19 protein-coding genes are annotated in these 19,733 nt (G+C 39.4%); 8 read left to right on the top strand and 11 right to left on the bottom strand.

All coding sequences use genetic code 11. The features are described 5' to 3' along the window. The first annotated feature begins 1 nt into the window (after nt 1). On the top strand, nt 2–1,273 hold the full coding sequence (locus ESV85_RS12155) for a M16 family metallopeptidase (RefSeq protein ID WP_146917961.1): 1,272 nt from the start codon (nt 2–4) through the stop codon (nt 1,271–1,273). Here the strand turns inward: ESV85_RS12155 and ESV85_RS12150 are convergent, their stop codons facing one another. The 3 genes from ESV85_RS12150 to ESV85_RS12140 are packed head-to-tail and all read right to left on the bottom strand — an operon-like array spanning nt 1,274 to nt 3,550. After that, a complete protein-coding gene (locus ESV85_RS12150) occupies nt 1,274–2,224 on the bottom strand; it encodes a glycosyltransferase family A protein (protein WP_146917960.1) in 951 nt (316 codons plus the stop codon). It abuts the gene before it with no gap. Continuing rightward, nucleotides 2,224–3,153, bottom strand: a complete 930-nt coding sequence (locus ESV85_RS12145) for a hypothetical protein (protein ID WP_223275987.1) — start codon at nt 3,151–3,153, stop codon at nt 2,224–2,226. Before ESV85_RS12145 ends, ESV85_RS12150 begins: the two co-directional genes overlap by 1 nt. Next, the gene (locus tag ESV85_RS12140) at nt 3,125–3,550 is read right to left on the bottom strand and encodes a sugar 3,4-ketoisomerase (RefSeq protein ID WP_146917958.1); all 426 of its coding nucleotides are present in this window, start codon (nt 3,548–3,550) and stop codon (nt 3,125–3,127) included. Before ESV85_RS12140 ends, ESV85_RS12145 begins: the two co-directional genes overlap by 29 nt. A 103-nt stretch (nt 3,551–3,653) precedes the next feature. Here ESV85_RS12140 and ESV85_RS12135 point away from each other — a divergent pair, with 103 nt between their 5' ends. Beyond that, nucleotides 3,654–4,280, top strand: a complete 627-nt coding sequence (locus tag ESV85_RS12135) for an IMPACT family protein (protein ID WP_146917956.1) — start codon at nt 3,654–3,656, stop codon at nt 4,278–4,280. Here the strand turns inward: ESV85_RS12135 and ESV85_RS12130 are convergent. The 3 genes from ESV85_RS12130 to ESV85_RS12120 are packed head-to-tail and all read right to left on the bottom strand — an operon-like array spanning nt 4,273 to nt 7,509. Next, a complete protein-coding gene (locus ESV85_RS12130; protein WP_146917954.1) occupies nt 4,273–4,872 on the bottom strand; it encodes a 3'-5' exonuclease in 600 nt (199 codons plus the stop codon). The genes ESV85_RS12135 and ESV85_RS12130 overlap by 8 nt on opposite strands. Beyond that, nucleotides 4,869–6,332 carry a Na+/H+ antiporter NhaC gene (gene nhaC / locus ESV85_RS12125; protein WP_146917952.1) on the bottom strand — a complete coding sequence of 488 codons (1,464 nt, stop codon included), beginning with the start codon at nt 6,330–6,332 and terminating at the stop codon, nt 4,869–4,871. The genes ESV85_RS12130 and nhaC overlap by 4 nt, the downstream gene beginning before the upstream one ends. 49 nt (nt 6,333–6,381) lie before the next feature. Further along, a complete protein-coding gene (locus tag ESV85_RS12120; RefSeq protein ID WP_146917950.1) occupies nt 6,382–7,509 on the bottom strand; it encodes an NAD(P)/FAD-dependent oxidoreductase in 1,128 nt (375 codons plus the stop codon). 75 nt (nt 7,510–7,584) lie between these two features. Here ESV85_RS12120 and ESV85_RS12115 point away from each other — a divergent pair, with 75 nt between their 5' ends. Then, nucleotides 7,585–8,064 (top strand): DUF962 domain-containing protein, encoded by a 480-nt coding sequence (locus ESV85_RS12115; protein WP_146917948.1) that lies wholly within the window; start codon nt 7,585–7,587, stop codon nt 8,062–8,064. Here the strand turns inward: ESV85_RS12115 and ESV85_RS12110 are convergent. Further along, on the bottom strand, nt 8,058–10,364 hold the full coding sequence (locus ESV85_RS12110; RefSeq protein ID WP_146917947.1) for a patatin-like phospholipase family protein: 2,307 nt from the start codon (nt 10,362–10,364) through the stop codon (nt 8,058–8,060). The genes ESV85_RS12115 and ESV85_RS12110 overlap by 7 nt on opposite strands. A gap of 217 nt (nt 10,365–10,581) precedes the next feature. Here ESV85_RS12110 and ESV85_RS12105 point away from each other — a divergent pair, with 217 nt between their 5' ends. Together ESV85_RS12105 and ESV85_RS12100 are read left to right on the top strand one after the other, a co-directional pair. Then, nucleotides 10,582–11,079 carry a DUF4494 domain-containing protein gene (locus ESV85_RS12105; protein WP_146917945.1) on the top strand — a complete coding sequence of 166 codons (498 nt, stop codon included), beginning with the start codon at nt 10,582–10,584 and terminating at the stop codon, nt 11,077–11,079. Between the two features lie 343 nt (nt 11,080–11,422). Then, nucleotides 11,423–12,469: a PAS domain-containing protein gene (locus ESV85_RS12100; protein ID WP_146917943.1), complete on the top strand. Its 1,047-nt coding sequence runs from the start codon at nt 11,423–11,425 to the stop codon at nt 12,467–12,469. A gap of 100 nt (nt 12,470–12,569) precedes the next feature. On the opposite strand, the gene ESV85_RS12095 is transcribed toward ESV85_RS12100, so the two are convergent. Further along, nucleotides 12,570–13,439, bottom strand: a complete 870-nt coding sequence (locus tag ESV85_RS12095; RefSeq protein WP_146917941.1) for an SDR family oxidoreductase — start codon at nt 13,437–13,439, stop codon at nt 12,570–12,572. A 98-nt stretch (nt 13,440–13,537) separates the two neighbouring features. Here ESV85_RS12095 and ESV85_RS12090 point away from each other — a divergent pair, with 98 nt between their 5' ends. Continuing rightward, nucleotides 13,538–14,353 (top strand): hypothetical protein, encoded by an 816-nt coding sequence (locus ESV85_RS12090; protein WP_146917939.1) that lies wholly within the window; start codon nt 13,538–13,540, stop codon nt 14,351–14,353. 52 nt (nt 14,354–14,405) lie between these two features. On the opposite strand, the gene ahcY is transcribed toward ESV85_RS12090, so the two are convergent. Together ahcY and ESV85_RS12080 are read right to left on the bottom strand one after the other, a co-directional pair. Further along, nucleotides 14,406–15,725 carry an adenosylhomocysteinase gene (gene ahcY / locus ESV85_RS12085; RefSeq protein ID WP_146917938.1) on the bottom strand — a complete coding sequence of 440 codons (1,320 nt, stop codon included), beginning with the start codon at nt 15,723–15,725 and terminating at the stop codon, nt 14,406–14,408. Nucleotides 15,726–15,806: 81 nt separating this feature from the next. Beyond that, nucleotides 15,807–16,565 (bottom strand): biotin--[acetyl-CoA-carboxylase] ligase, encoded by a 759-nt coding sequence (locus ESV85_RS12080; RefSeq protein WP_146917936.1) that lies wholly within the window; start codon nt 16,563–16,565, stop codon nt 15,807–15,809. A gap of 64 nt (nt 16,566–16,629) precedes the next feature. Between ESV85_RS12080 and rsfS the strand changes: the two genes are divergently transcribed. Continuing rightward, on the top strand, nt 16,630–16,977 hold the full coding sequence (gene rsfS, locus ESV85_RS12075; protein WP_146917934.1) for a ribosome silencing factor: 348 nt from the start codon (nt 16,630–16,632) through the stop codon (nt 16,975–16,977). A gap of 65 nt (nt 16,978–17,042) precedes the next feature. Beyond that, a complete protein-coding gene (gene ftsH, locus ESV85_RS12070; protein WP_223275986.1) occupies nt 17,043–19,112 on the top strand; it encodes an ATP-dependent zinc metalloprotease FtsH in 2,070 nt (689 codons plus the stop codon). Between the two features lie 25 nt (nt 19,113–19,137). Here the strand turns inward: ftsH and ESV85_RS12065 are convergent. Beyond that, nucleotides 19,138–19,733, bottom strand: a 596-nt coding sequence (locus tag ESV85_RS12065) for an IS3 family transposase (protein WP_146917932.1), incomplete at its 5' end; no start/stop codon positions are given.

Genomic DNA, 19,733 nt, shown 5'->3' with positions numbered 1-19,733 from the left:
AATGGTTTTAGACAGGTCAAAAGCTCCGGAATTTAAGGTTCCTGAGGATTTTGAACTATTGCCTCCATCGGAATTCAAACTTTCCAATGGAGCAAAGTTCTTTTATATTCCTACACCTGGTTTAGACGCCGTAAAAATCGATGTGATTGGCAAAGGCCAACGAACCTCGCTCCCACTCGATCATACCTTGGTATCTTCCTTTACTCTTCAAATGCTACTGGAAGGCACAACCGAAAAGGATGCCGGTGAACTTGCTGAATTCTTTGATTTTTATGCTTCTGAAGTTCATCCCATTTCCACATATTCTCATGAAGGCCTTGGACTTTTGTCTACCAAAAAACACCTTTCTACCGTATTAGATATATTCAATTCTCTATTTACTGCGGCGACTTTTCCTGAGAATATGCTAGAAAAGAGGCAATCTCAGCGTAAGCTCAGTATTCTACTAGAAAAAGAAAAAACAGCATCGAGAGCTAGTACAGTTTTTCGAAAGTGCCTTTTTGGTGCCAATCATCCATACGGAGCAGAAATCGAGGAAAGACATGTAGATAACATTTCAAGAGATCAACTGATTTCTTACTATGAAACAATGCTTTGGCAAGACATAGAAATTTTCGTGGCTGGGAATTTCGATTCTATAGAGCTAGAGAACCTCTGTACCCTATTCGGGCAATTGCCAAATCGAGCCGTCTCTGATTCCATTCTTTTACCTGGAATAAATACGTTATTGGCAGTATCGGAACCTAAAGACAAATCTGTTCAAAGCAGTATCCGCGTTGGTAGCTGGTCTATTCCAAAAACACATCCTGACTTTATAGCGCTTACGGTTTTCAATACAATTCTAGGTGGATATTTTGGCTCCCGCCTTATCAAAAACATTCGTGAAGACAAAGGTCACACGTATGGAATTTATTCCTCATTATCAGAAATTGGCGATTCAAATTTTTGGGTAATAGCAGCTGATGTCCAAAAGGCATTTTATCCAGATGTAATCAAAGAAATCTATCACGAAATAGAGGTATTGACTCAAGTGAAAATCGATGATGATGAACTGGAGGTAGTACGAAATTATTTAATAGGTCAGATGCTTAAGCAATTCAGCACCTCATTTGATTTGATTGATAGATTTCAAGCAGTGCATTATTCAGGAATGAATTTCGATTATTACGCCCAAAAATTGGCTTACCTGAAGACATTCACAGCAGAAGACATAATTACTGTGGGTCAAAAGTACTTTGCTAAACCTCCATTTATTGAAGTAGTTGTTGGTTGATCAGGTAAGCTTGACATAAAGCCAAGAGATATCAAGACGGACGCGAAGCCACAGTTTATATAAACTAAACTGAATGCCTTTTATATTCATCTCGTCTGCAAGATTTGCGAAACCTTGTGCAACCTCAAAATTTGCAGACCACAATGCATGCTTCAACTCAAACAATACGCGCTCGGAAAGCGCAGCCTCTTCTCTTGAATTTCTATTCATTTCCCTGATTTTCTCACAAACTCGAAGCGTAGAAGGGAGCATTTGTGACTTGTACCGCTGATACTGGCTAGCAGAAAGTGAATCTCCATGCTTTCTCTTCAATACGCCTACATGCTCAGAAAAAACGATTGAAAAATCTCTAACCAATCGTAACTGGACATCAAAGTCCTCATACGAAAGTGTAGCATCATACCCACCTACCTGCTTAAGAATGTCAATACTGAAAACCACCGTTGGAGCTGAAATATAACTTCTACGAATCAGCGTTTCATACATATCATTCGCAAGCGTTTTCTCTGCCAACTCCTTATAATCCTCACGCTCGTAGAATGTGCTCTGCTCACCATTTTCATCCAGAATCATAGCATCAGAAAAAACAAAAGCGGCAGTTGGTGTCTGTTGTAATTTGGCAATCGAAAGAGACAAATGATTTGCATACAAAAAATCATCACCGGACAGATCAACCGCAAACTGACTTTCCACCTGACTCAAAACCTCATTGAACAGCTGACAATAGGGTACAGACTTGCTCTTATAAATCGCAGTAACAGGGAGTTTATCTGTATTATTTTTTACCCATTCCTTGATTATATCTGGAGTCCGATCCTTACTTCCATTATCCACAATGATTAACTCTCTATCCTCGAAATCTTGCAGCAGTACACTTATCATCGCCTTTTCCACCCACTTTTCATGATTGAAAGCAATACAGATAATAGTAACTCGATTAGTAAACTTCATTAAATCTTCTTTATCCAAGTGATCTTATTACAAATATCATTTGAAAAGCGGGACTTAAAGAACATCAAACTATGATTAACACCTCCATCGAGGTCTGATGACCCAAGATCTATAAAATTCACTTTTTGCTCCGCAGCCAGCTGAAAAAGGGCGCTAAGGATAAGTTCTCCTCCATTCTTCACAGGAGTTTTTGGATTCATCGCAGAAAGAAAATAATACAGAGAATCACTTCTGAGTTTGACTCCAAGTGAGTATCCAATTGCTTCGCTATTCTTGCTTACTGTGATTAAGAAATACCTGTCTGGGTACTCCGAAACTTGCTGCACTATTCTGTTCTCGTCAATTGCTACCTCATAGCCTTTTTCAAGATTCCAAGATCGTATTTCCTTCAAAAACCCAAAGTTAGAGATAGGTGAATGACTGACACTTAGCCCTGCAATCTTACTCTTAGACTGGAGCTTTACAGACTCCTTTTGAGCGAGCTTTTTAATTTTCTTTTTACCTATGAAAAAATGATGACTTAAAACTTTTACTTGTTCAAACCCATTTTTAAACAAAAGGTAATTGATCAAATCAAACTGTGGCTCGTATGGTTTAGGTGACTGTGTCAAAGAAATAGATTGTATCCCTCGTAACCTCATTTCAGCTTCAATAGCCAAAATAAAGGCCTCAATAGAAGCCGAACTTAGGCCATCGTATATCCAAAATCCTCCAAAGGGTGATTGAGGAAGAGAAATAGCTTCGCCACCTTGTGAGATTGCAAACGTAATGATTGCCTTAGTTTTATGTTTTTTCTCCCAGATAAAGTCCAAGTGATCCTGATATCCTTCACTTAGGAAATTGCTCAAAAAATAATCCTTTGCCTCATTAGAGGCCGAAATCACACGAAGCTCGTGGGGATCACTTATTTCTTTCTTGAAGCTTTCCAAAATAATCTAGGTCTCGGATATAATCATTTTCTGAAAAAGCTCGATCTGACATCCCAAGCAACACTGAGTTGGGTGAAAATCTAGCGATTAACCAATTTAAAGGGGGAATAAAAACTGCCTGCTCAGGCGAATGTAATTCGAAATTATAAACCTTACCCTGTGCTGAATATATTTCCAACTGAATGCTTCCGGCTACTGCGACGATCACTTGTGACTCTTGCCAGTGCGCATGATTGCCGCGCGTATCATCTTCCTTTACACCTGATATCCAAAAACATCGCTGAATACCATCAGGAAAGAGTTCAAAATTCTCCCAAAAGTGAAGACTTCCAGTTTCGCTGGAATTACCAGGAAGACTTAATGCATACGGTGCTTGAGCAGTTATAGATTCGAGCATTGGTTAAAATTTCCTCTAGCTAAAATTAAGATAATTCGAATGGATAAACCGTTACCCAATTGTTAATTTTCTAAATTCGCTGCTCATCAACCTCACCTAATCCATGTCAGACTTCGGCGACGAGTCAGCATTCGAAGATACATTTTTTACGATTTCCAGAACTAGCGATGGTCTGTACAAAGACAGAAGCAGCAAGTTTCTATACTTTTCCTATCCAGTAAAAAATGAAGAGGAAATCAAAATCCATCTAGCCGAGCTTCGGAAAAAATACTATGACGCGAGGCATCATTGCTTTGCTTGGACGCTAGGGAAGGACGGGGATCAATTTAGAGCTAATGATGATGGAGAGCCCAATCATTCTGCTGGAGATCCGATTTTGGGACAGATCAGGTCAAATAATCTTACCGACATCCTGATAGTTGTCGTGCGCTATTTTGGGGGAACCAAGCTAGGAATGAGTGGCTTGATTCAAGCCTATAAAACTTCCGCTGCTATGGCTATTGAAGAAAATGAGATCATAGAAGAGCAAGTAAAAACCTCTGTTTCCATTCAGTTTCCTTATCCAGTAATGAACGATGTTATGAAACTTATCAAAGCTCATGACCTTGATATTCTGTCACAGGAAATGACGTTGGATTGCCAAATGAATTTGGAGTTCAGAAAAGGATTGGAAGAGCTAATCGTCAGCTCACTTGAGGAAATTGAAGGGTTGGAATTAACCCTTACTTAAATAACGGATCAAGAAATCCTTCTGCTTTAAGCTTTTTGAATATTTCCAAACATCCCCAAGCATCAGTGGCTGCATAGCGTTGTTGCTTAAGCGTAAGTTTTTCTGCTTCCCAGTTTGAAACTTGCTCTGATTTAGAAATTCGGATTCCGAGAACCATCGCACAAAGATTACGCACACCAATATTGATAAAACCAACTCTTTTAAGCTCATCGTTTAGATCGAAAAAAGAATTAGCGTAGAAAGAGTCCGTGAGCTTTGCCAATCCTTTGATATCATCATGAACAGCTGCCCCAACTTTCACAATACTCTCTTTTTCTAGGATGTTACGGATGGAGTCAGGAAAACCAATTTCATTCAATCTAAAGAGAAAAGCTTGTGTAGAAGTAGAAAGCTGAAGTAGAGACACTTGATTGATCACACCTTTTTGAAAGGCTGGTTTAGTCTCTGTGTCAAAGCCTATCACTCGCTGCTGCACAAGAAACTCAGCCACCTCCTCTACATCTTCAAGTTTATCAATTAAAAACATTTCGCCCTCAAACTGTCCCAGCGGAAGAGCGTTTACCTCATCTTTTGTAATCTTAAATGGAATCATACCAATTTTTCTTCTTCTACGTCGTCGTAATAAGTGATCCCAATTTTGAAATATCCATATAGAATGGTCATAAAGGGACTAATAATATTGAAAAAGCAAAAAGGCGCATACGTCAAGGTAGCTACCCCCAAAACCGACGCTTGCGTGGCTCCGCAAGTGTTCCAAGGCACAAGCACCGAGGTTACCGTTCCTGAATCTTCCAACGTTCTGCTTAGATTTTCTGGTGCCAAACCTCTCTTCTTATACACATCTGCATACATTCTGCCAGGCACTAGGATTGCCAAATATTGATCTGAAGTGGTGATATTAAAGAAAACACAAGTGGCAACTGTGGATGCTATCAAGGAGCCTACACTATGAACCTTCTGGATCACTGCTTCCGCAAGGACTCTTAGCATACCACTTTCCTCCATGATCCCACCGAATACCATTGCAGCAATAATAAGCCAAATGGTATTCATCATGCCTCCCATCCCACTAGTAACCAGCAATTCATTTACCACATCATTGGTAGTAGGAATGCTGATTTCTCCGTAAAGAGACATCATCACCGCTTTGAAACTCTGATAGGCATAAGATGCATTCTCATTTGCAATCAGGCGAATGATGTCTGGTTGGAAAATCAAGGCAAACAGCCCTCCTAAAAGAGCACCTGTAAGCAATGCCGGAATAGCAGGCACTTTTCTGACTATCATTACTATTACCAATAGTGGCACGACAAACAACCAACCAGTCACGTTGAATTTCTGTAAAATCACATCCGATATAGCCTGTACGTCATTCACAGAGCCGTTGGTTTCATAATTCAAACCAATCACTATAAAGATGATAAGTGTAATGCTAATTGACGGAATAGTAGTCTTCGCCATGTACCGAATGTGAGTGAATAAATCTGTTCCCGCCATGGCAGGAGCTAGATTAGTCGTATCCGATAATGGTGACATTTTATCTCCGAAATATGCTCCGGAAATGATCGCTCCAGCAATTATTCCTTCTTCAAAACCTAATGCTTTGCCTATACCCAATAGCGCAACGCCCACAGTAGCAACTGTAGTCCAGCTACTTCCTGTAGCTACGGAAACAATAGAACTAACTATACATGCTGCCACTAGGAATATAGCTGGACTCAAAATCTGAAGGCCATAATAAATCATTGCTGGCACAATCCCACTAAGCAACCAAGTACCGGCAAGAGCTCCAATAAGAAACAAGATCAAGATGCTGGACATCGCCGCACTGATACTTTTAATGACACCATCTTGGAGTGTCTCCCAATTGAAACCTAAGCGAAAGATTGCTACCAAAGCGGCAACCATGGAGGATAGAATTAGCACGATTTGGTTGGAACCCGAAAGTCCATCTGTGCCGAAAACTTGAATATTCAATACCAAAAGGACAATCAAAAAAACCAGGGGAATCAGTGCGTCAATAACTTTTGGAGTGCGGGTAAAACCTTGCATTAATTGGGGTTTGGTGAGTTAAGAGTCTGAATCTAACAAAAAAAATTAATTACATCTTGGACAAAATTACAGAAAGCTCCTTTCCTACTTGCCAACCTATTGCCACGCCCATTCCGCCAAGACGTACCGCAGCAACAGTTTTGTCTCCCACCTGCTGTATAAGTGGAGATTTAATTTTGCCAAAAGCCATAATTCCAGTCCATTCAGTATCCCACATCATACTTTTTCCCGGAAAGATCACCTCCCTGGCAAGTTTTTCTAAATGTGATTTTATTTTTGGATTGACACTGAAATCCGTACTTTCTTCACCTACAAAATCCTTATTCCTAGCTCCACCTAAGAGGAGTCTTCCATCAATCTGACGAAAATAGACATAGCCTTTATCCATGTGAAAGGTTCCTTTCCAAGGAACATGGAAGTCCAAAGGTTTAGACAAAAGAATCAAACCTCTTCCCGGCTGAATATCTGACTCTGGTAAAAGTTTCTTCGTGAATGCATTGGTACAAACAGCAATTTTCTTCGATTTGAATTCCAGATTTGTTTTTCCGTTGCCATCTTCAGCTATTACTATTCCTTCATCTTTCCTGATTTCACAGACAGAAACACCCGTTAATATTCTGATTCCTTCCTGCTGTGCTAGTTTCCACAGTGAATTCATGTACTTCCCGGGATCCAATTCTCCCTCGAATTTATTTTTCACTACCACTTTAATCTGCTCAGCAAATCCCATTTTCCCGGGATTCTTTACCAGAGAAAACACATTTTCTTTGAAAACGGGCTTAAGAAGATTATTCACTCCAGTTATCTGATCCACAGCTTCCAGTTGGCTTGGTTCTAGTAGTTCATAGCCATTGGTATGAGCATACCCTAGGTTTTTATCTCCAAATTGCTTTCTAATCGACTTTAGGCCTTTATAACGGCGCTCCACTAAAGCCAACACTTCATCTTGGGTCATTTGCCAGAAATCATCCAAAATCTCTGTTAAACTTCCAAAGCAGGCAAAACCTGCATTCTTGGTACTTGCGCCCGTTGGGAAAACTCCGCGTTCTAATACAAGTACGTTTGCTTTGGGGTGTTTTGCCTTGTAATGAATGGCCGTGGATAAGCCCACGAAGCCTGAGCCTACCACGATAAGATCGTAATCAAAAAAGTGTTTTGTCTCCCAATAACTGAACATTTCGAATTTTAGAAAAAGGAATTAAAATAGATTTAGTATTTTAAATAAATCTAAGCGATTAAAACCCAATATACCATGAGAAAAATTGATGCGTTATTTCTAGAATACGGGTTGAGTCATCAAAACATGACAAATAAGCTCATACACTGGTTTTGTGTACCTGCAATTTTCTTCAGTATTGTCGGCTTGATTTTCAGTATTCCTGTTGGACCACTACCTGAAGTGATGCCTTTCCTCGGCAATTTTGCCAATTGGGCTACCGTAGCGCTAGTTTTGGTTCTTATTTATTACCTCATGCTCTCGACTCCCCTTACTTTGGGCATGTTCCTTTTTTCGTCATTATGCCTTGCCGTCGCTAATTTCATAGACCTAACTTTCCCCGGAAAGCTCTGGATGTTTAGCCTTGGAATATTTGTTCTGGCTTGGTTCATGCAGTTTTATGGTCATAAGATTGAAGGTAAAAAACCCACATTTCTTAGAGATCTTCAGTTTTTGCTGATAGGTCCTGCATGGTTAATGCACTTTATTTACAAAAAGTGGGGATTTTCTTATTGAGGATTATCCTTTATTACTAGGACACTATCCTCTTTTACAGGCTGATTTTTGGCAAACAACTCTTCTAAACGCTTGAGTGAGCTTTGGTTTTTAAGCGTATAGACACTTTCTAGAATTGACTTTTTCTCTCTAGCAGTCAGTCTCCAATTTAGAGATGCTCGCTGCATTGTCTCTTGACTTTCTGTCAATTTTTCCGCCTGTACCTTTTCCGGGGCATATTCAAACTCTATTCTTTCCAGATCAAAAGGCATAGATTCTGCCATATAGTTGAAAAGAACCTCATTTTGAATAGTTTGAACATTGTCCCAATTCGCATAAATGTTTTTGAGAGGGGTGAAAATCTTCTCGAAAATTCTCGGAGGGAAACTAGGTGCTATTTCCGTTATTTTCTCTGAATCACGAATAGTAACCAGTACTACTCCACCGGTATTTTCATTGATCCAAGATTGAAAAACATACATAAATCGAAGTGCATCCTGAATGCCAAAATTATCAGACAATCCAGTATCCATCGTTTCCATGATTGGCGCTGTGGGAAGTTCGATATTAGGAGTAATGAATGGAAAAGTAGCGCTCATCCGCAATGCAGATAGGAAGCGTAGATTCTTTGAGTCATGCCCTTCGAAAAATCTAAGAAAGTCTATCGTTTGTTTTTTCTCTTCCGAACCAAATTTCCCTAACAGAGAAGTCCCAAAAAAAGACATGGAATGAGGAGAAATCACCAGTTTCCTGCCATCATTGGTAATCAAAGTTGTCACTGGAAGCAGTGGGATACTTCCTGAGAATTCAGGTTCTTTATAAGCAGAAATAGGCTTATCCAAGATTCCATCTGTATTTTTATTTAATTGATCTTCAAAAGCAAATCCTCTGTCTTTAAGATATTTATGCCCATTGTAATGGAAGTTTTGATTTCTAATCAATAAATCATTCACCAGCAAAGTGAAAATAATGGGGTTAAGATTATCCGCAGAGATTTGATCTAGGTACTTTGAATCCATTGGGTCTACCAAAGAATCTGTCAATGACCTAAGGTAAACTTCCCTGAAAAATGCTTCACCTAACACTCCACCTGAAGCCCCTGTAAGTAATTCTGTATGTTTTAGAACCTCTCCTTGCTCAATTTCATAAATATTCTGTAGGACCTTAACAGTCCATAGCGCTGCCCGTTGTCCTCCGCCACTTGCTGCAACCATCACTAGTTTAGGCTTACTTTCCTCAGGAAACTTAGCTTTCCAATTTTCCAGAATCTCCAATACATTATCCCGATCTTTTTTGACTATTTCTGGAGTCAATAGTGAATCCATGTGAGCCAAACTATAAGTCACTGGAGGTACAGAATAATCTAATCCATAAGCCTCGTGAGGGCGATTAAGAAAATTAAAATTACTGAAATAGTTAGCCAGAAACAGAAAAGCAAATACGGCAAAAGTGGACCATCTTCTCAGCCAAAAACTAACCGCTCCAACCAGCATAATAAGAATAGCAAACAATAAAGTTGCACTCATCGCTGCAGGCAACTGTAGGTATGGATTCTCTTTAAAAAACCCCAAAAACAAGACGAAAAGAATTAAAACTACTTGAATAATAAACAGATTCAAATGATTCTGATCGAAGACTCTAAGCAACTTTGTCCCTTCAAATCTGCCAATATCCGGTCTAACTTTTTCAGGGCGAAGATGAATATTCAGGTAGTAAAGAACCTTATATTTTTGAGTTTTTAGATCCTTGTATTGGCTGATTACATTCCCTCTCGTCAATCTGACTTTGCGGAGCCTTTTGTCGACAGTTCCAGCAAAAAGGATAAAGAAATCCTTGTTAGTAAAAGCAAAATACCCAAATATAAGCGAGTAGGTAATTACACCCCCTCCTAAAAAACCGAGGAAATAATATAATACTTCCCAGTCATTGGAAAGGTCATTGCCAAGTTGGAAACTCACAAATCTGGTAATATATACTAAATAAAAAATCAGTGGAATAAGTCCATTATTCACGCAGTAATGAATAAACGGCTTATTAACAATGGCTAAAAAGGGGAAATGCCTTCCATCCATAATATAAGTGGACATATGAAACCCCATAGTCAAAACTGCAAACCCCACTCCCATCAAGAAAAAGCTTACCCAAGAAACCCGATGTAAATATTCAGGATCAAGAAAAAGATATGGAATCCCCAATACAACACCCAAGTATTCCAAAATAACTCCCATTAGGACCACCCATATAAGTGTTAGCCCTAAATTTTTTCTCAAGTGAAGCAAAAATAATTGTACAGGGAAGCTGTACCAGATTTTATCCCGCATGTAATAGGTTTTTCGATAATTTACTGCTTTTCTTTTACTCCCCACAATTCAGGAAGCTTTCCGTTCTTTCAATTTCTAACCTTTTTCCCCCACCAAATAAATCAACTTGACAATCAGCTACTTAATCTCAATGACAGTAGATTAGGTAATTCTTTGAATGAAAATCCTCTTGTCCTTCTAAGTATAAATTTTACCTTCGAAATTCAAATAGAAAGATATGAGAACCTGGTTTTTGTGCAAAGTCAAGTACGCGAAAGAAAATGAACAAGGATTGCTGAAGAATATTTCTGAGCAATACCTAGTGGATGCGGTATCCTTTACCGAATCGGAAGCGATCCTTTATGATCGACTAGCTTCTCAGATTAGAGGAGATTTCCAAGTGACCGGCATCAGTAAGAGTAACATTGTAGATGTGTTTTTCTATGAGGATGCTGATATATGGCACAAATGCAAAATCTCTTACATGGTCGCAGATGGAGAAAGTGGCAAAGAAAAAAAGGTTACTCAATACATGATTGTCACTGCCAATGACGTCAAGGAAGCTTACGATAGAATTCAGGAAAGCTTGGGCAATATGCTAGTAAGTTTCAGAGTCCCAGATATAGTGGAAAGCCCGATTGTAGAAGTTTTCCCATATGAAAGAGACGAAGTCGCTGAGCAATTGCCTGAAGGCAACTTCAGACCAGTGTCAGCAGTTACGCAAGATGAAGAGTAGATTACCTCAATTATAAAAACAAAAAAGCCGCTTATGCGGCTTTTTTGTTTTTATAAGTTTAATTCTTGATCGATTTTTCACCTTACCTACTTATTCTGCAATTGCTATGTGAAGATCTTTGAAACTGCCAGCATGTAGATATTTGTAGCTGAATGTAAAGCTATTTAATTCCGAGGCCGCACTTTAATAACAGATTCCTGCCCGTATGTATAAGTCATAGTATTCAGCCAAAAATCAAGACTAGCGAAGAATTAAAGATACTTACAAATCTAATTTTTTGTATTTCATGCTATTTTTTATGTTTTTTAAAGCATATAACCGTATGATTCTTTAAATTTGCTTTATGAACAACTACGATCCTATTCAGGCCCTAAGTCACCTAGCGGTAGTATCCGATTATTTTTTACAAGTCACCTTAGACAAAAGTGGTAAGGTCATTAGTTCTGACTCAGGTATTGGCCCAGTCCCTACTTTTTTCGATAATAAAGAGAAACCGATTTATTTTTCGGATTGCTTTGTAGCTTCTAATTGGGGGAAATATGAAAGTCAGCGGATTAAAGCATGGAGAAATTCTCACAAATCTTTCACTGTAGATCTTCAAAAAATCGTTCATCCGCAAGGAGAAATAGTAGACACAAAATGGGAGTTCTTTTTTGTAACCGACGATTTCGGCACCTGTTTAGGCATAGGACATCCTTACACGCAACCAATGCCTTATAATTTAGGGCTAGGTGATTTTTTTGATAGTACAACTAATGAAGGCAAGCAAATTATAGACAGCATACTAGAAGATAAACTCCTTGGGTTTTGGGAATTTGATTTAACAAATAAAGGAGACAAAATCAGCCAGGGATTAGGACATATGCTTGGGTATACACAAGATGAATTAGCTGGAACAACTCCAATTTCTTGGCAAAAGCATATCCATCCAGAGGACTTTCCAAATTTGCTTCGTGACCTTGGAAGTCATTTTAAAACTACTGGAAATATCCCTTTCAAAAAGGAATTCCGAATCAATCAAAAAACTAATCAAACTATTTGGGCTTTAGGGTTTGGTAAAACTATTGAATGGTCAAACACTGGACGTCCTACCAAAATATTAGGCTGTATTGTAGATATTTCTGATAGAAAAAAACAGGAGATCTGGCTCAAAGAGCATCATTATTTCCTCAAAGAACTTGCGTTTGAGCAGTCCCACACACTACGGGCACGAGTGGCAAATATCTTGGGAATTCTCGAAATACTGGATAGTGAACCTCAAAACAATGAATCTAAAAGGCTTGTTCAACTGATCAAAAGGGAGACTAAACTTCTTGATCAATCTTTAAAGAAAAGTATCAAAGAATCTGTATCCAAGAACAAGTCTATGGAGGATGTAATCTCAGAATAAGCTTCCTTAGGTAGGATTTATTGAAAATCCCTTGCGTTGATTCACAAGTTTCTGATTTTCCACTTAGCTTTTAGATAGCCCCAAATTACTTTGGGGCTCATTACTTTTTTCCTCTTGAAGCTTCCATCATGTCCCACATTTCGTCTGGTATCTGATCCAGATTATTGAATTCACCTGCTCCTTTCAGCCATTCTCCTCCATCAATAGTCATCACTTCTCCATTGACATAGGAAGAGTAATCTGAAACAAGGTAAGCTGCCAGGTTTGCAAGTTCCTGATGCTCTCCCACTCTGCCCACAGGGACTTTCTTAGCAGGATCAAATTTCTTCACCAAATCTCCTGGTAATAATCGGCTCCAAGCACCCTCCGTAGGAAATGGTCCTGGTGCAATCGCATTAGAACGAATCCCATATTTAGCCCATTCTACTGCCAATGAACGCGTCATTGCCAATACACCGGCTTTTGCAGCAGCAGAAGGAACCACATATCCAGAGCCAGTCCAAGCATAAGTAGTCACAATATTGAGAAAAGTGCCGGGCTGTTTATTTGCTATCCAGTATTTACCCGCTGTGAGCGTCACTTGTGAAGTGCCCTTCAACACAATGTCTAAAACGGTATTAAAAGCATTCGTCGATAGTCGCTCGGTTGGGCTAATAAAATTCCCTGCAGCATTGTTGAGGACCACGTGGATTTGCCCCAACTGCTCTATGGCATCTTTCCACATAGTTTCTACTTGGTCTATCTCACGCACGTCGCAGGCAAGCGGGATTACTTTTCCGCCCTTCGCGGCCATCATTTCTTTGGCAGTTTCCTGGAGTACATCCAGTTTTCTCGAAGTGATCACCAAATTGGCTCCCAATTCCAAAAAATACTCTCCCATCGATTTCCCAAGCCCTGTTCCACCTCCAGTGATTACGATGTTTTTCCCTTTCAGTGCCCCTGCTTTGAGCATACCTTCTGCTAAAATCATAAATTTGTGGTTTATCGTCGATTTCGAAGATAGTTATTTCGGCTTGGTAATTGAAGAAGGAAAATTAAACCAACTCTGATATTTTCAAAATTCACCTAATGAAAAAAATACTTTTCGGACTTATTGTCCTATTGCCACTCATGATGAGCTGTGAAGAAGATGAATCAAAAGTCATCCAAACTGATCTTGCAATAGAAGCTGAGCAATTATTCGCCACCTCCAGTGCACTTAGTGAGAGTGCTGTTTTTGCTCTTTTTGGATGGAACAATTATCAAAACTTGGATTCACTTGCACTGCCTGGTTGCCCTAAAGTGATTGTAAATAAAAGTTTAAAGCAGGTCACTCTTAATTTCCTATCTAGTACCGCTTGTGAACCTTCAAAGAAATACGTGAGAACTGGAGAAATCCATCTGCAATATGACACTTTATCAAATTCTCCTGATAGCAATGTCATTATGAAATTCAACAATTATAAATCTGGGCCTTATTACTTAGAGGGTTCACGGTTTTTCTCCCAATTTAACCCCACCAATGCTTTAGGATCATTCAATGAGCTAATTATTCACTCCGAAGATAATACGTTAACAACTCAGGTTTCTGGTGATATGATCTATGTTCTTACTTACCAAAATGGTAGTCTCACCACAATCGAATCTTCAGGTGAAATAGAAGGAATAAATCCAGTAGGAAGAGTACTTGGCATTAACATCACTACTCCTAAGGTTCAAAAATTGAGCTGCTTTAGACAAAACCTCGTGCAACCTTCTGCAGGACAAGAAACTTGGCAAGTAGGAAGAGACAATAATTCTAAAGTCACCTATTCAGTGAGCTACGAATCTACAGCAACTTGCGCAACCAGTGTTTTCGTTATTCTTCCAGATGGTAGAAAACTCTTGCTTAATCCAAACGAATAAAAACAAAAAAGCCCCGATCTGCATCGGGGCTTCATTTTGACTTTTCAGTCTATTAATATCTGTAATAGTCAGGCTTGAATGGCCCTTCTACAGTTACTCCGATATATTCAGCTTGTTCCTGAGAAAGCTCTTCAAGCACAACTCCTAATTTAGAAAGGTGCAAAGCAGCTACTTTTTCATCCAAATGCTTAGGTAGAACATACACACCTGGCTTATACTGATCTGTATTATTCCAAAGCTCCAATTGAGCCAAAGTTTGGTTCGTAAATGAGTTGGACATTACGAATGATGGATGACCAGTTCCGCAACCTAAGTTTACTAGTCGGCCTTCTGCCAATACAATGATTTCATTACCATCTACATTATATAGATCCACCTGAGGTTTGATCTCTATTTTGGTGTTACCATAAGTGCCATTCAACCAAGCCATATCGATTTCATTATCGAAGTGACCGATATTACAAACGATAGTCTTATCTCTCATCAATCTGAAATGCTCTTCAGTGATAATGTTTTTGTTTCCAGTTGCTGTAACTACGATATCAGCTTCTTTTACAGCATCTACCATTTTCTTGACAGCATATCCATCCATTGCAGCCTGAAGCGCACAGATTGGATCGATTTCAGTAACGATTACTCTTGCTCCAGCACCACTCAACGAGGCTGCAGAACCTTTTCCTACATCACCATAACCACCAACAACAGCTACTTTTCCAGCCATCATCACGTCAGTTGCTCTTCTGATCGCATCTACCAATGACTCTTTGCAACCATACTTGTTATCAAATTTTGACTTAGTTACAGAGTCATTTACATTAATAGCAGGCATAGGAAGTGTACCATTCTTCATTCTCTCATAAAGTCTATGAACACCAGTAGTTGTCTCTTCAGAAAGACCTTTGATAGCTCCAATAAGCTCTGGATAATTATCCAAAACCATATTTGTCAAATCTCCACCATCATCCAAGATCATGTTGAGTGGCTGACGATCCTCTCCGAAGAACAATGTCTGCTCAATACACCAGTCAAAATCCTTCTCATTCAATCCTTTCCATGCATACACAGAAATACCTGCAGCGGCAATAGCTGCAGCAGCGTGATCCTGCGTAGAAAAAATATTACAAGATGACCAAGTAACTTCTGCTCCAAGAGCTACCAAAGTCTCAATCAAAACTGCAGTTTGGATTGTCATGTGAAGACAACCAGCGATTCTAGCTCCTTTCAAAGGCTGAGCATCTCCATATTCCTCACGAAGAGACATCAAACCCGGCATTTCAGCTTCCGCCAATTTAATTTCTTTTCTTCCCCACTCTGCCAAGGAAATGTCTTTTACCTTGTATTGAACGTACTTTTCAGATGTAGTTTCTGACATAATATTGATAGTTAACGTATTTTTTCACTAAAACCTCTGCAAAGGTACCGCATAAAATTTGGAATCTAAAATGCATGCCCACTATAGAAAAGAGATCTCCTTCAATCCAAAAATGGCTATTTCCCCATCTTTCAATTCTACCTGAAGTTTCCCGTCTGCCTTAATTCCAACTATTTTTCCTGAGAATTGTTTGCCCTCAGCTGAATAATTTGCCCATGAATCCATTCTATACAAATGCATCAGGTACTCTGACTTGATTTCCTTCCACTTCCCCTTTTTCAACTGAATATAGCCTTGCTCCAGCTGGGTGATCAATAGTCGAAACAACTCTTCCAGCTCGAATAGACTTCCAGTAATTGAACTAATCGAGGTAGCATTAGGCGATTCAAATTCAAGTTGGTTTATATTCAACCCTATACCCACAATGGCATATTCCCATTCTTTTCCAGAAAAAGTATTCTCAATTAAGATCCCTCCAACCTTGCCAAACCCGGGGACTAGTAAATCATTTGGCCATTTCACTTCTAAATGCGGGACATAGTCTTGTAACAATCTCCTGATACTATTTGAAACTGCCATATTTAAATAAAACTGCTCAGAAAGATCCATGAAATCCGGTCGCAACACCAGAGAGAAGGTTAGGTTTTTTCCTTTATGAGATTGCCATAAATTGCCTCGTTGACCTTTTCCCTTCGTCTGATGATCACAGATTACTACACTACCTTCGTCAGCCTGCCTTTGCCTGACCAAATTCAATGCGATGTCATTAGTCGAGTGACACTCTGGCAGGAAATGAACATCTTTCCCTAAAAAAATCGTATTGGCAAGAATTTTATACATAAATTTTGAGTTGGTCGAATAAGTATGTTTTTTATCTTCGACATTGTAAAATTAAATGAATAATATGACAGCAGAAGAGCTGAGCAAAGTAATCATCAAAGGAATGGAGGAGAAAAAAGCTTCTGACATTATATTAATGGATCTTAGAGATGTGAAAAATACAGTAACAGATTTTTTTGTTATTTGCTCAGGCAATTCTGACACTCAACTCGATGCTATCGCGGATTCTATTGAAGAAGAAGTGATAAAAATCGGGCAAGGAAACCCCTGGAAAAGTGAAGGAAAAAGTAGTCGACAATGGATTTTGGTTGATTATGTGAACGTTGTAGCACATATTTTCCTTAAAGACAAGAGAGCATTTTATGGATTGGAAGAGCTTTGGGGCGATGCTAAAATTACCCAAGTAGGTTAATCCCTGCAAACTTTCATCTCCCTCTTCCGTTTTACCTTAAGTTTATAGAATTACCCTAACAAGAAATGAGCGACACAAAAAATAAAACTAAAAAATTCACCCCAAAGACACCTCAAAAGCCCAATTTTCAGCTTTATCTGATTATTGCTGCTGTAGCTGTCCTACTTGGACTTACCTATATCCAAAACAGGAACTCGGTGGTAGATATCACTCAAAAAAGATTTGAGGATATGTATTTGGTCGGAGATGTCTCTAAAGTGACCATGGTCAAAAACATGGAACGAGTGGACATTACACTTAAGTCTTCCGCTTTATCTACCGATAAATACAAGACTGAATTGGAATCCAATTCTTCTTTTTTCAATCCAGCAGGACCTCACTATTCATTCCAGGTCGCTTCTATTGAGAAATTTGCGAACGATTTCGATGCCTTAAAAGAACAAGTACCTGAAGAGAATAGGATAGAATTGTCGGTTGCTACCGAAGAAAACTGGGGTAGCTACTTCAGCAGCTTTGGCTTCTTGATTTTATTATTTGTTCTTTTCTGGTTTATGATGAGAAGAATGGCTGGGCCTTCTGGACCAGGCGGACAGATATTCAACGTAGGTAAATCTAAAGCTCAATTGTTCGATGCTGAAAACAAAGTCAAAATTACTTTTGACAATGTGGCCGGACTTGATGAAGCAAAAGAGGAAGTTCAGGAAATCGTAGAATTTCTGAAAAACCCAGGGAAATTCACCAAACTAGGTGGTAAAATACCTAAAGGTGCTTTGCTAGTAGGCCCTCCAGGTACAGGTAAAACCTTACTTGCAAAAGCTGTAGCAGGTGAAGCAGGTGTGCCATTCTTTACACTTTCAGGTTCTGATTTCGTAGAGATGTTCGTAGGTGTAGGTGCTGCTAGAGTTCGTGACTTGTTTAAGCAAGCCAAAGAGAAAGCACCTTGTATCATCTTTATCGATGAGATAGATGCCATAGGTAGATCTAGAGGTAAAGGTCAGATGCCAGGTTCCAACGACGAGAGAGAGAACACGCTTAACTCTCTGCTAGTGGAAATGGATGGATTCGGTACTGATACAGGTGTAATTGTAGTCGCTGCAACCAACAGACCTGATGTGCTTGACAGTGCATTACTAAGACCGGGACGTTTTGACAGACAGATATCAATTGACAAACCAGATATCAATGGACGTGAGGCTATTTTCAAAGTTCACTTGAAGCCTATCAAAACGGCTGACGATGTGGATCCTAAAAAATGTGCTGCTCAGACTCCAGGTTTCGCAGGTGCTGAAATCGCAAACGTATGTAATGAAGCTGCTTTAATAGCTGCTAGAAGAAATAAGAATGCAGTAGATATGCAGGATTTCCAAGACGCCGTCGATAGAGTAATCGGTGGCTTGGAAAAGAAAAACAAGATCATTTCTCCTGAGGAGAAGAAAATTGTTGCTTTCCACGAGGCAGGTCACGCGGTAGCGGGCTGGTTCTTGGAGCATGCTGATCCATTGGTCAAAGTAAGTATCGTTCCTCGTGGAGCAGCTGCGTTGGGCTATGCTCAATACCTTCCAAAAGAACAGTTCTTGTACCAGACAGAGCAGTTGATGGATGAGATGTGTATGACTCTCGGTGGTCGTGCTGCTGAAGAAATCATCTTCAAGAAAATCTCTACAGGCGCTTTGAGCGATTTGGAACGAGTTACAAAACTTGCCTACTCTATCGTATCTGTCTATGGCATGAACGACAAAATAGGAAACGTTTCATTCTACGATTCTAAAGCTGATGGTTACAAGATGACCAAGCCTTACTCGGAAACTACAGCGGAGGTGATCGATCAGGAAGTTAGAAAATTGATTCAGTCGGCTTATGATAGAACCAAAGAATTGCTGACGCACCGCATCAAAGAATTAGAGATCTTGGCTAAAGAGCTATTGGAAAAAGAGATTCTTTTCCAAGCTGATCTGGAGCGATTGATTGGTAAAAGACCATTTGAAAAGGAAACTACTTATCAAGCTTTCACCAATAAAAAGGATGAGCCAAAAGTGCCTGACTTGATTTCCTCAGAAGGTGACGATGAAAATCCTGAGTCATCAGATCCATTGGTTGATCCCATCCCGGAGCCGAATTCTGATAATCGAATTTGACCCGTCCTGAAATAGATTGACAGATTTAAGTTAGTAAAATTAGCCGAGGGAGATTTTCTTCCTCGGTTTTTTGATGGATTTCATTTGGGGTTTTCATATTGAGACTTAGGTGAGGTCTTTCCTGGTTGAAAATGTTTATGGATTCTTTAATTAATTTTTCTAATTCTTTGCCGGTGTTACAGATTTCTAGTAAGAATTCTTGTTTTAAAATACCATTAATTCGTTCTGCCAATGCATTTTGATAACAATCATAGCCATCTGTCATAGATGGTTTTATTTGGCCGGAGGTTAATTTTTCTTGATAAAGTGCAGAACAATACTGTAGTCCTCGGTCAGAGTGATGGATAAGTGGCCAAGTTGTTTTTCTGTTTTTTATAGCCATCTGAAGTGCTTTAACCACATTTCCTGCGCTCATGTCATCACTAAGGTGATAGCCCATTATTTTTCTGCTAAATGCGTCAGTGACTAAGCTCAAGTAGTGAGTACGTTCCCTACTTCTAACATAGGTGATGTCACTGACGAAGACTTCCTCCATTCTTGAAGGTACCAGATCCCTGAGTAAATTAGGATGCTTTTTTAACCAATGCTTGGAATGGGTTGTCTTGGTATAGCTTTTTAATG

It is taken from the genome of Algoriphagus aquimarinus, from assembly GCF_007997215.1.
Taxonomy (GTDB): Bacteria; Bacteroidota; Bacteroidia; order Cytophagales; family Cyclobacteriaceae; genus Algoriphagus; species Algoriphagus aquimarinus_A.
Note: the sequence above shows the minus strand (reverse complement) of the source record. Positions and strands in the feature narration are given on the sequence as shown.

What these genes read in the sequence shown, in the direction of transcription:
- ESV85_RS12155 (WP_146917961.1), top strand. Translation starts at nt 2, where the DNA reads ATGGTTTTAGACAGGTCAAAAGCTCCGGAATTTAAGGTTCCTGAGGAT.
- ESV85_RS12150 (WP_146917960.1), bottom strand. Translation starts at nt 2,224, where the DNA reads ATGAAGTTTACTAATCGAGTTACTATTATCTGTATTGCTTTCAATCAT.
- ESV85_RS12140 (WP_146917958.1), bottom strand. Translation starts at nt 3,550, where the DNA reads ATGCTCGAATCTATAACTGCTCAAGCACCGTATGCATTAAGTCTTCCT.
- ESV85_RS12135 (WP_146917956.1), top strand. Translation starts at nt 3,654, where the DNA reads ATGTCAGACTTCGGCGACGAGTCAGCATTCGAAGATACATTTTTTACG.
- ESV85_RS12130 (WP_146917954.1), bottom strand. Translation starts at nt 4,872, where the DNA reads ATGATTCCATTTAAGATTACAAAAGATGAGGTAAACGCTCTTCCGCTG.
- nhaC (WP_146917952.1), bottom strand. Translation starts at nt 6,332, where the DNA reads ATGCAAGGTTTTACCCGCACTCCAAAAGTTATTGACGCACTGATTCCC.
- ESV85_RS12120 (WP_146917950.1), bottom strand. Translation starts at nt 7,509, where the DNA reads ATGTTCAGTTATTGGGAGACAAAACACTTTTTTGATTACGATCTTATC.
- ESV85_RS12115 (WP_146917948.1), top strand. Translation starts at nt 7,585, where the DNA reads ATGAGAAAAATTGATGCGTTATTTCTAGAATACGGGTTGAGTCATCAA.
- ESV85_RS12110 (WP_146917947.1), bottom strand. Translation starts at nt 10,364, where the DNA reads ATGCGGGATAAAATCTGGTACAGCTTCCCTGTACAATTATTTTTGCTT.
- ESV85_RS12105 (WP_146917945.1), top strand. Translation starts at nt 10,582, where the DNA reads ATGAGAACCTGGTTTTTGTGCAAAGTCAAGTACGCGAAAGAAAATGAA.
- ESV85_RS12100 (WP_146917943.1), top strand. Translation starts at nt 11,423, where the DNA reads ATGAACAACTACGATCCTATTCAGGCCCTAAGTCACCTAGCGGTAGTA.
- ESV85_RS12095 (WP_146917941.1), bottom strand. Translation starts at nt 13,439, where the DNA reads ATGATTTTAGCAGAAGGTATGCTCAAAGCAGGGGCACTGAAAGGGAAA.
- ESV85_RS12090 (WP_146917939.1), top strand. Translation starts at nt 13,538, where the DNA reads ATGAAAAAAATACTTTTCGGACTTATTGTCCTATTGCCACTCATGATG.
- ahcY (WP_146917938.1), bottom strand. Translation starts at nt 15,725, where the DNA reads ATGTCAGAAACTACATCTGAAAAGTACGTTCAATACAAGGTAAAAGAC.
- ESV85_RS12080 (WP_146917936.1), bottom strand. Translation starts at nt 16,565, where the DNA reads ATGTATAAAATTCTTGCCAATACGATTTTTTTAGGGAAAGATGTTCAT.
- rsfS (WP_146917934.1), top strand. Translation starts at nt 16,630, where the DNA reads ATGACAGCAGAAGAGCTGAGCAAAGTAATCATCAAAGGAATGGAGGAG.
- ftsH (WP_223275986.1), top strand. Translation starts at nt 17,043, where the DNA reads ATGAGCGACACAAAAAATAAAACTAAAAAATTCACCCCAAAGACACCT.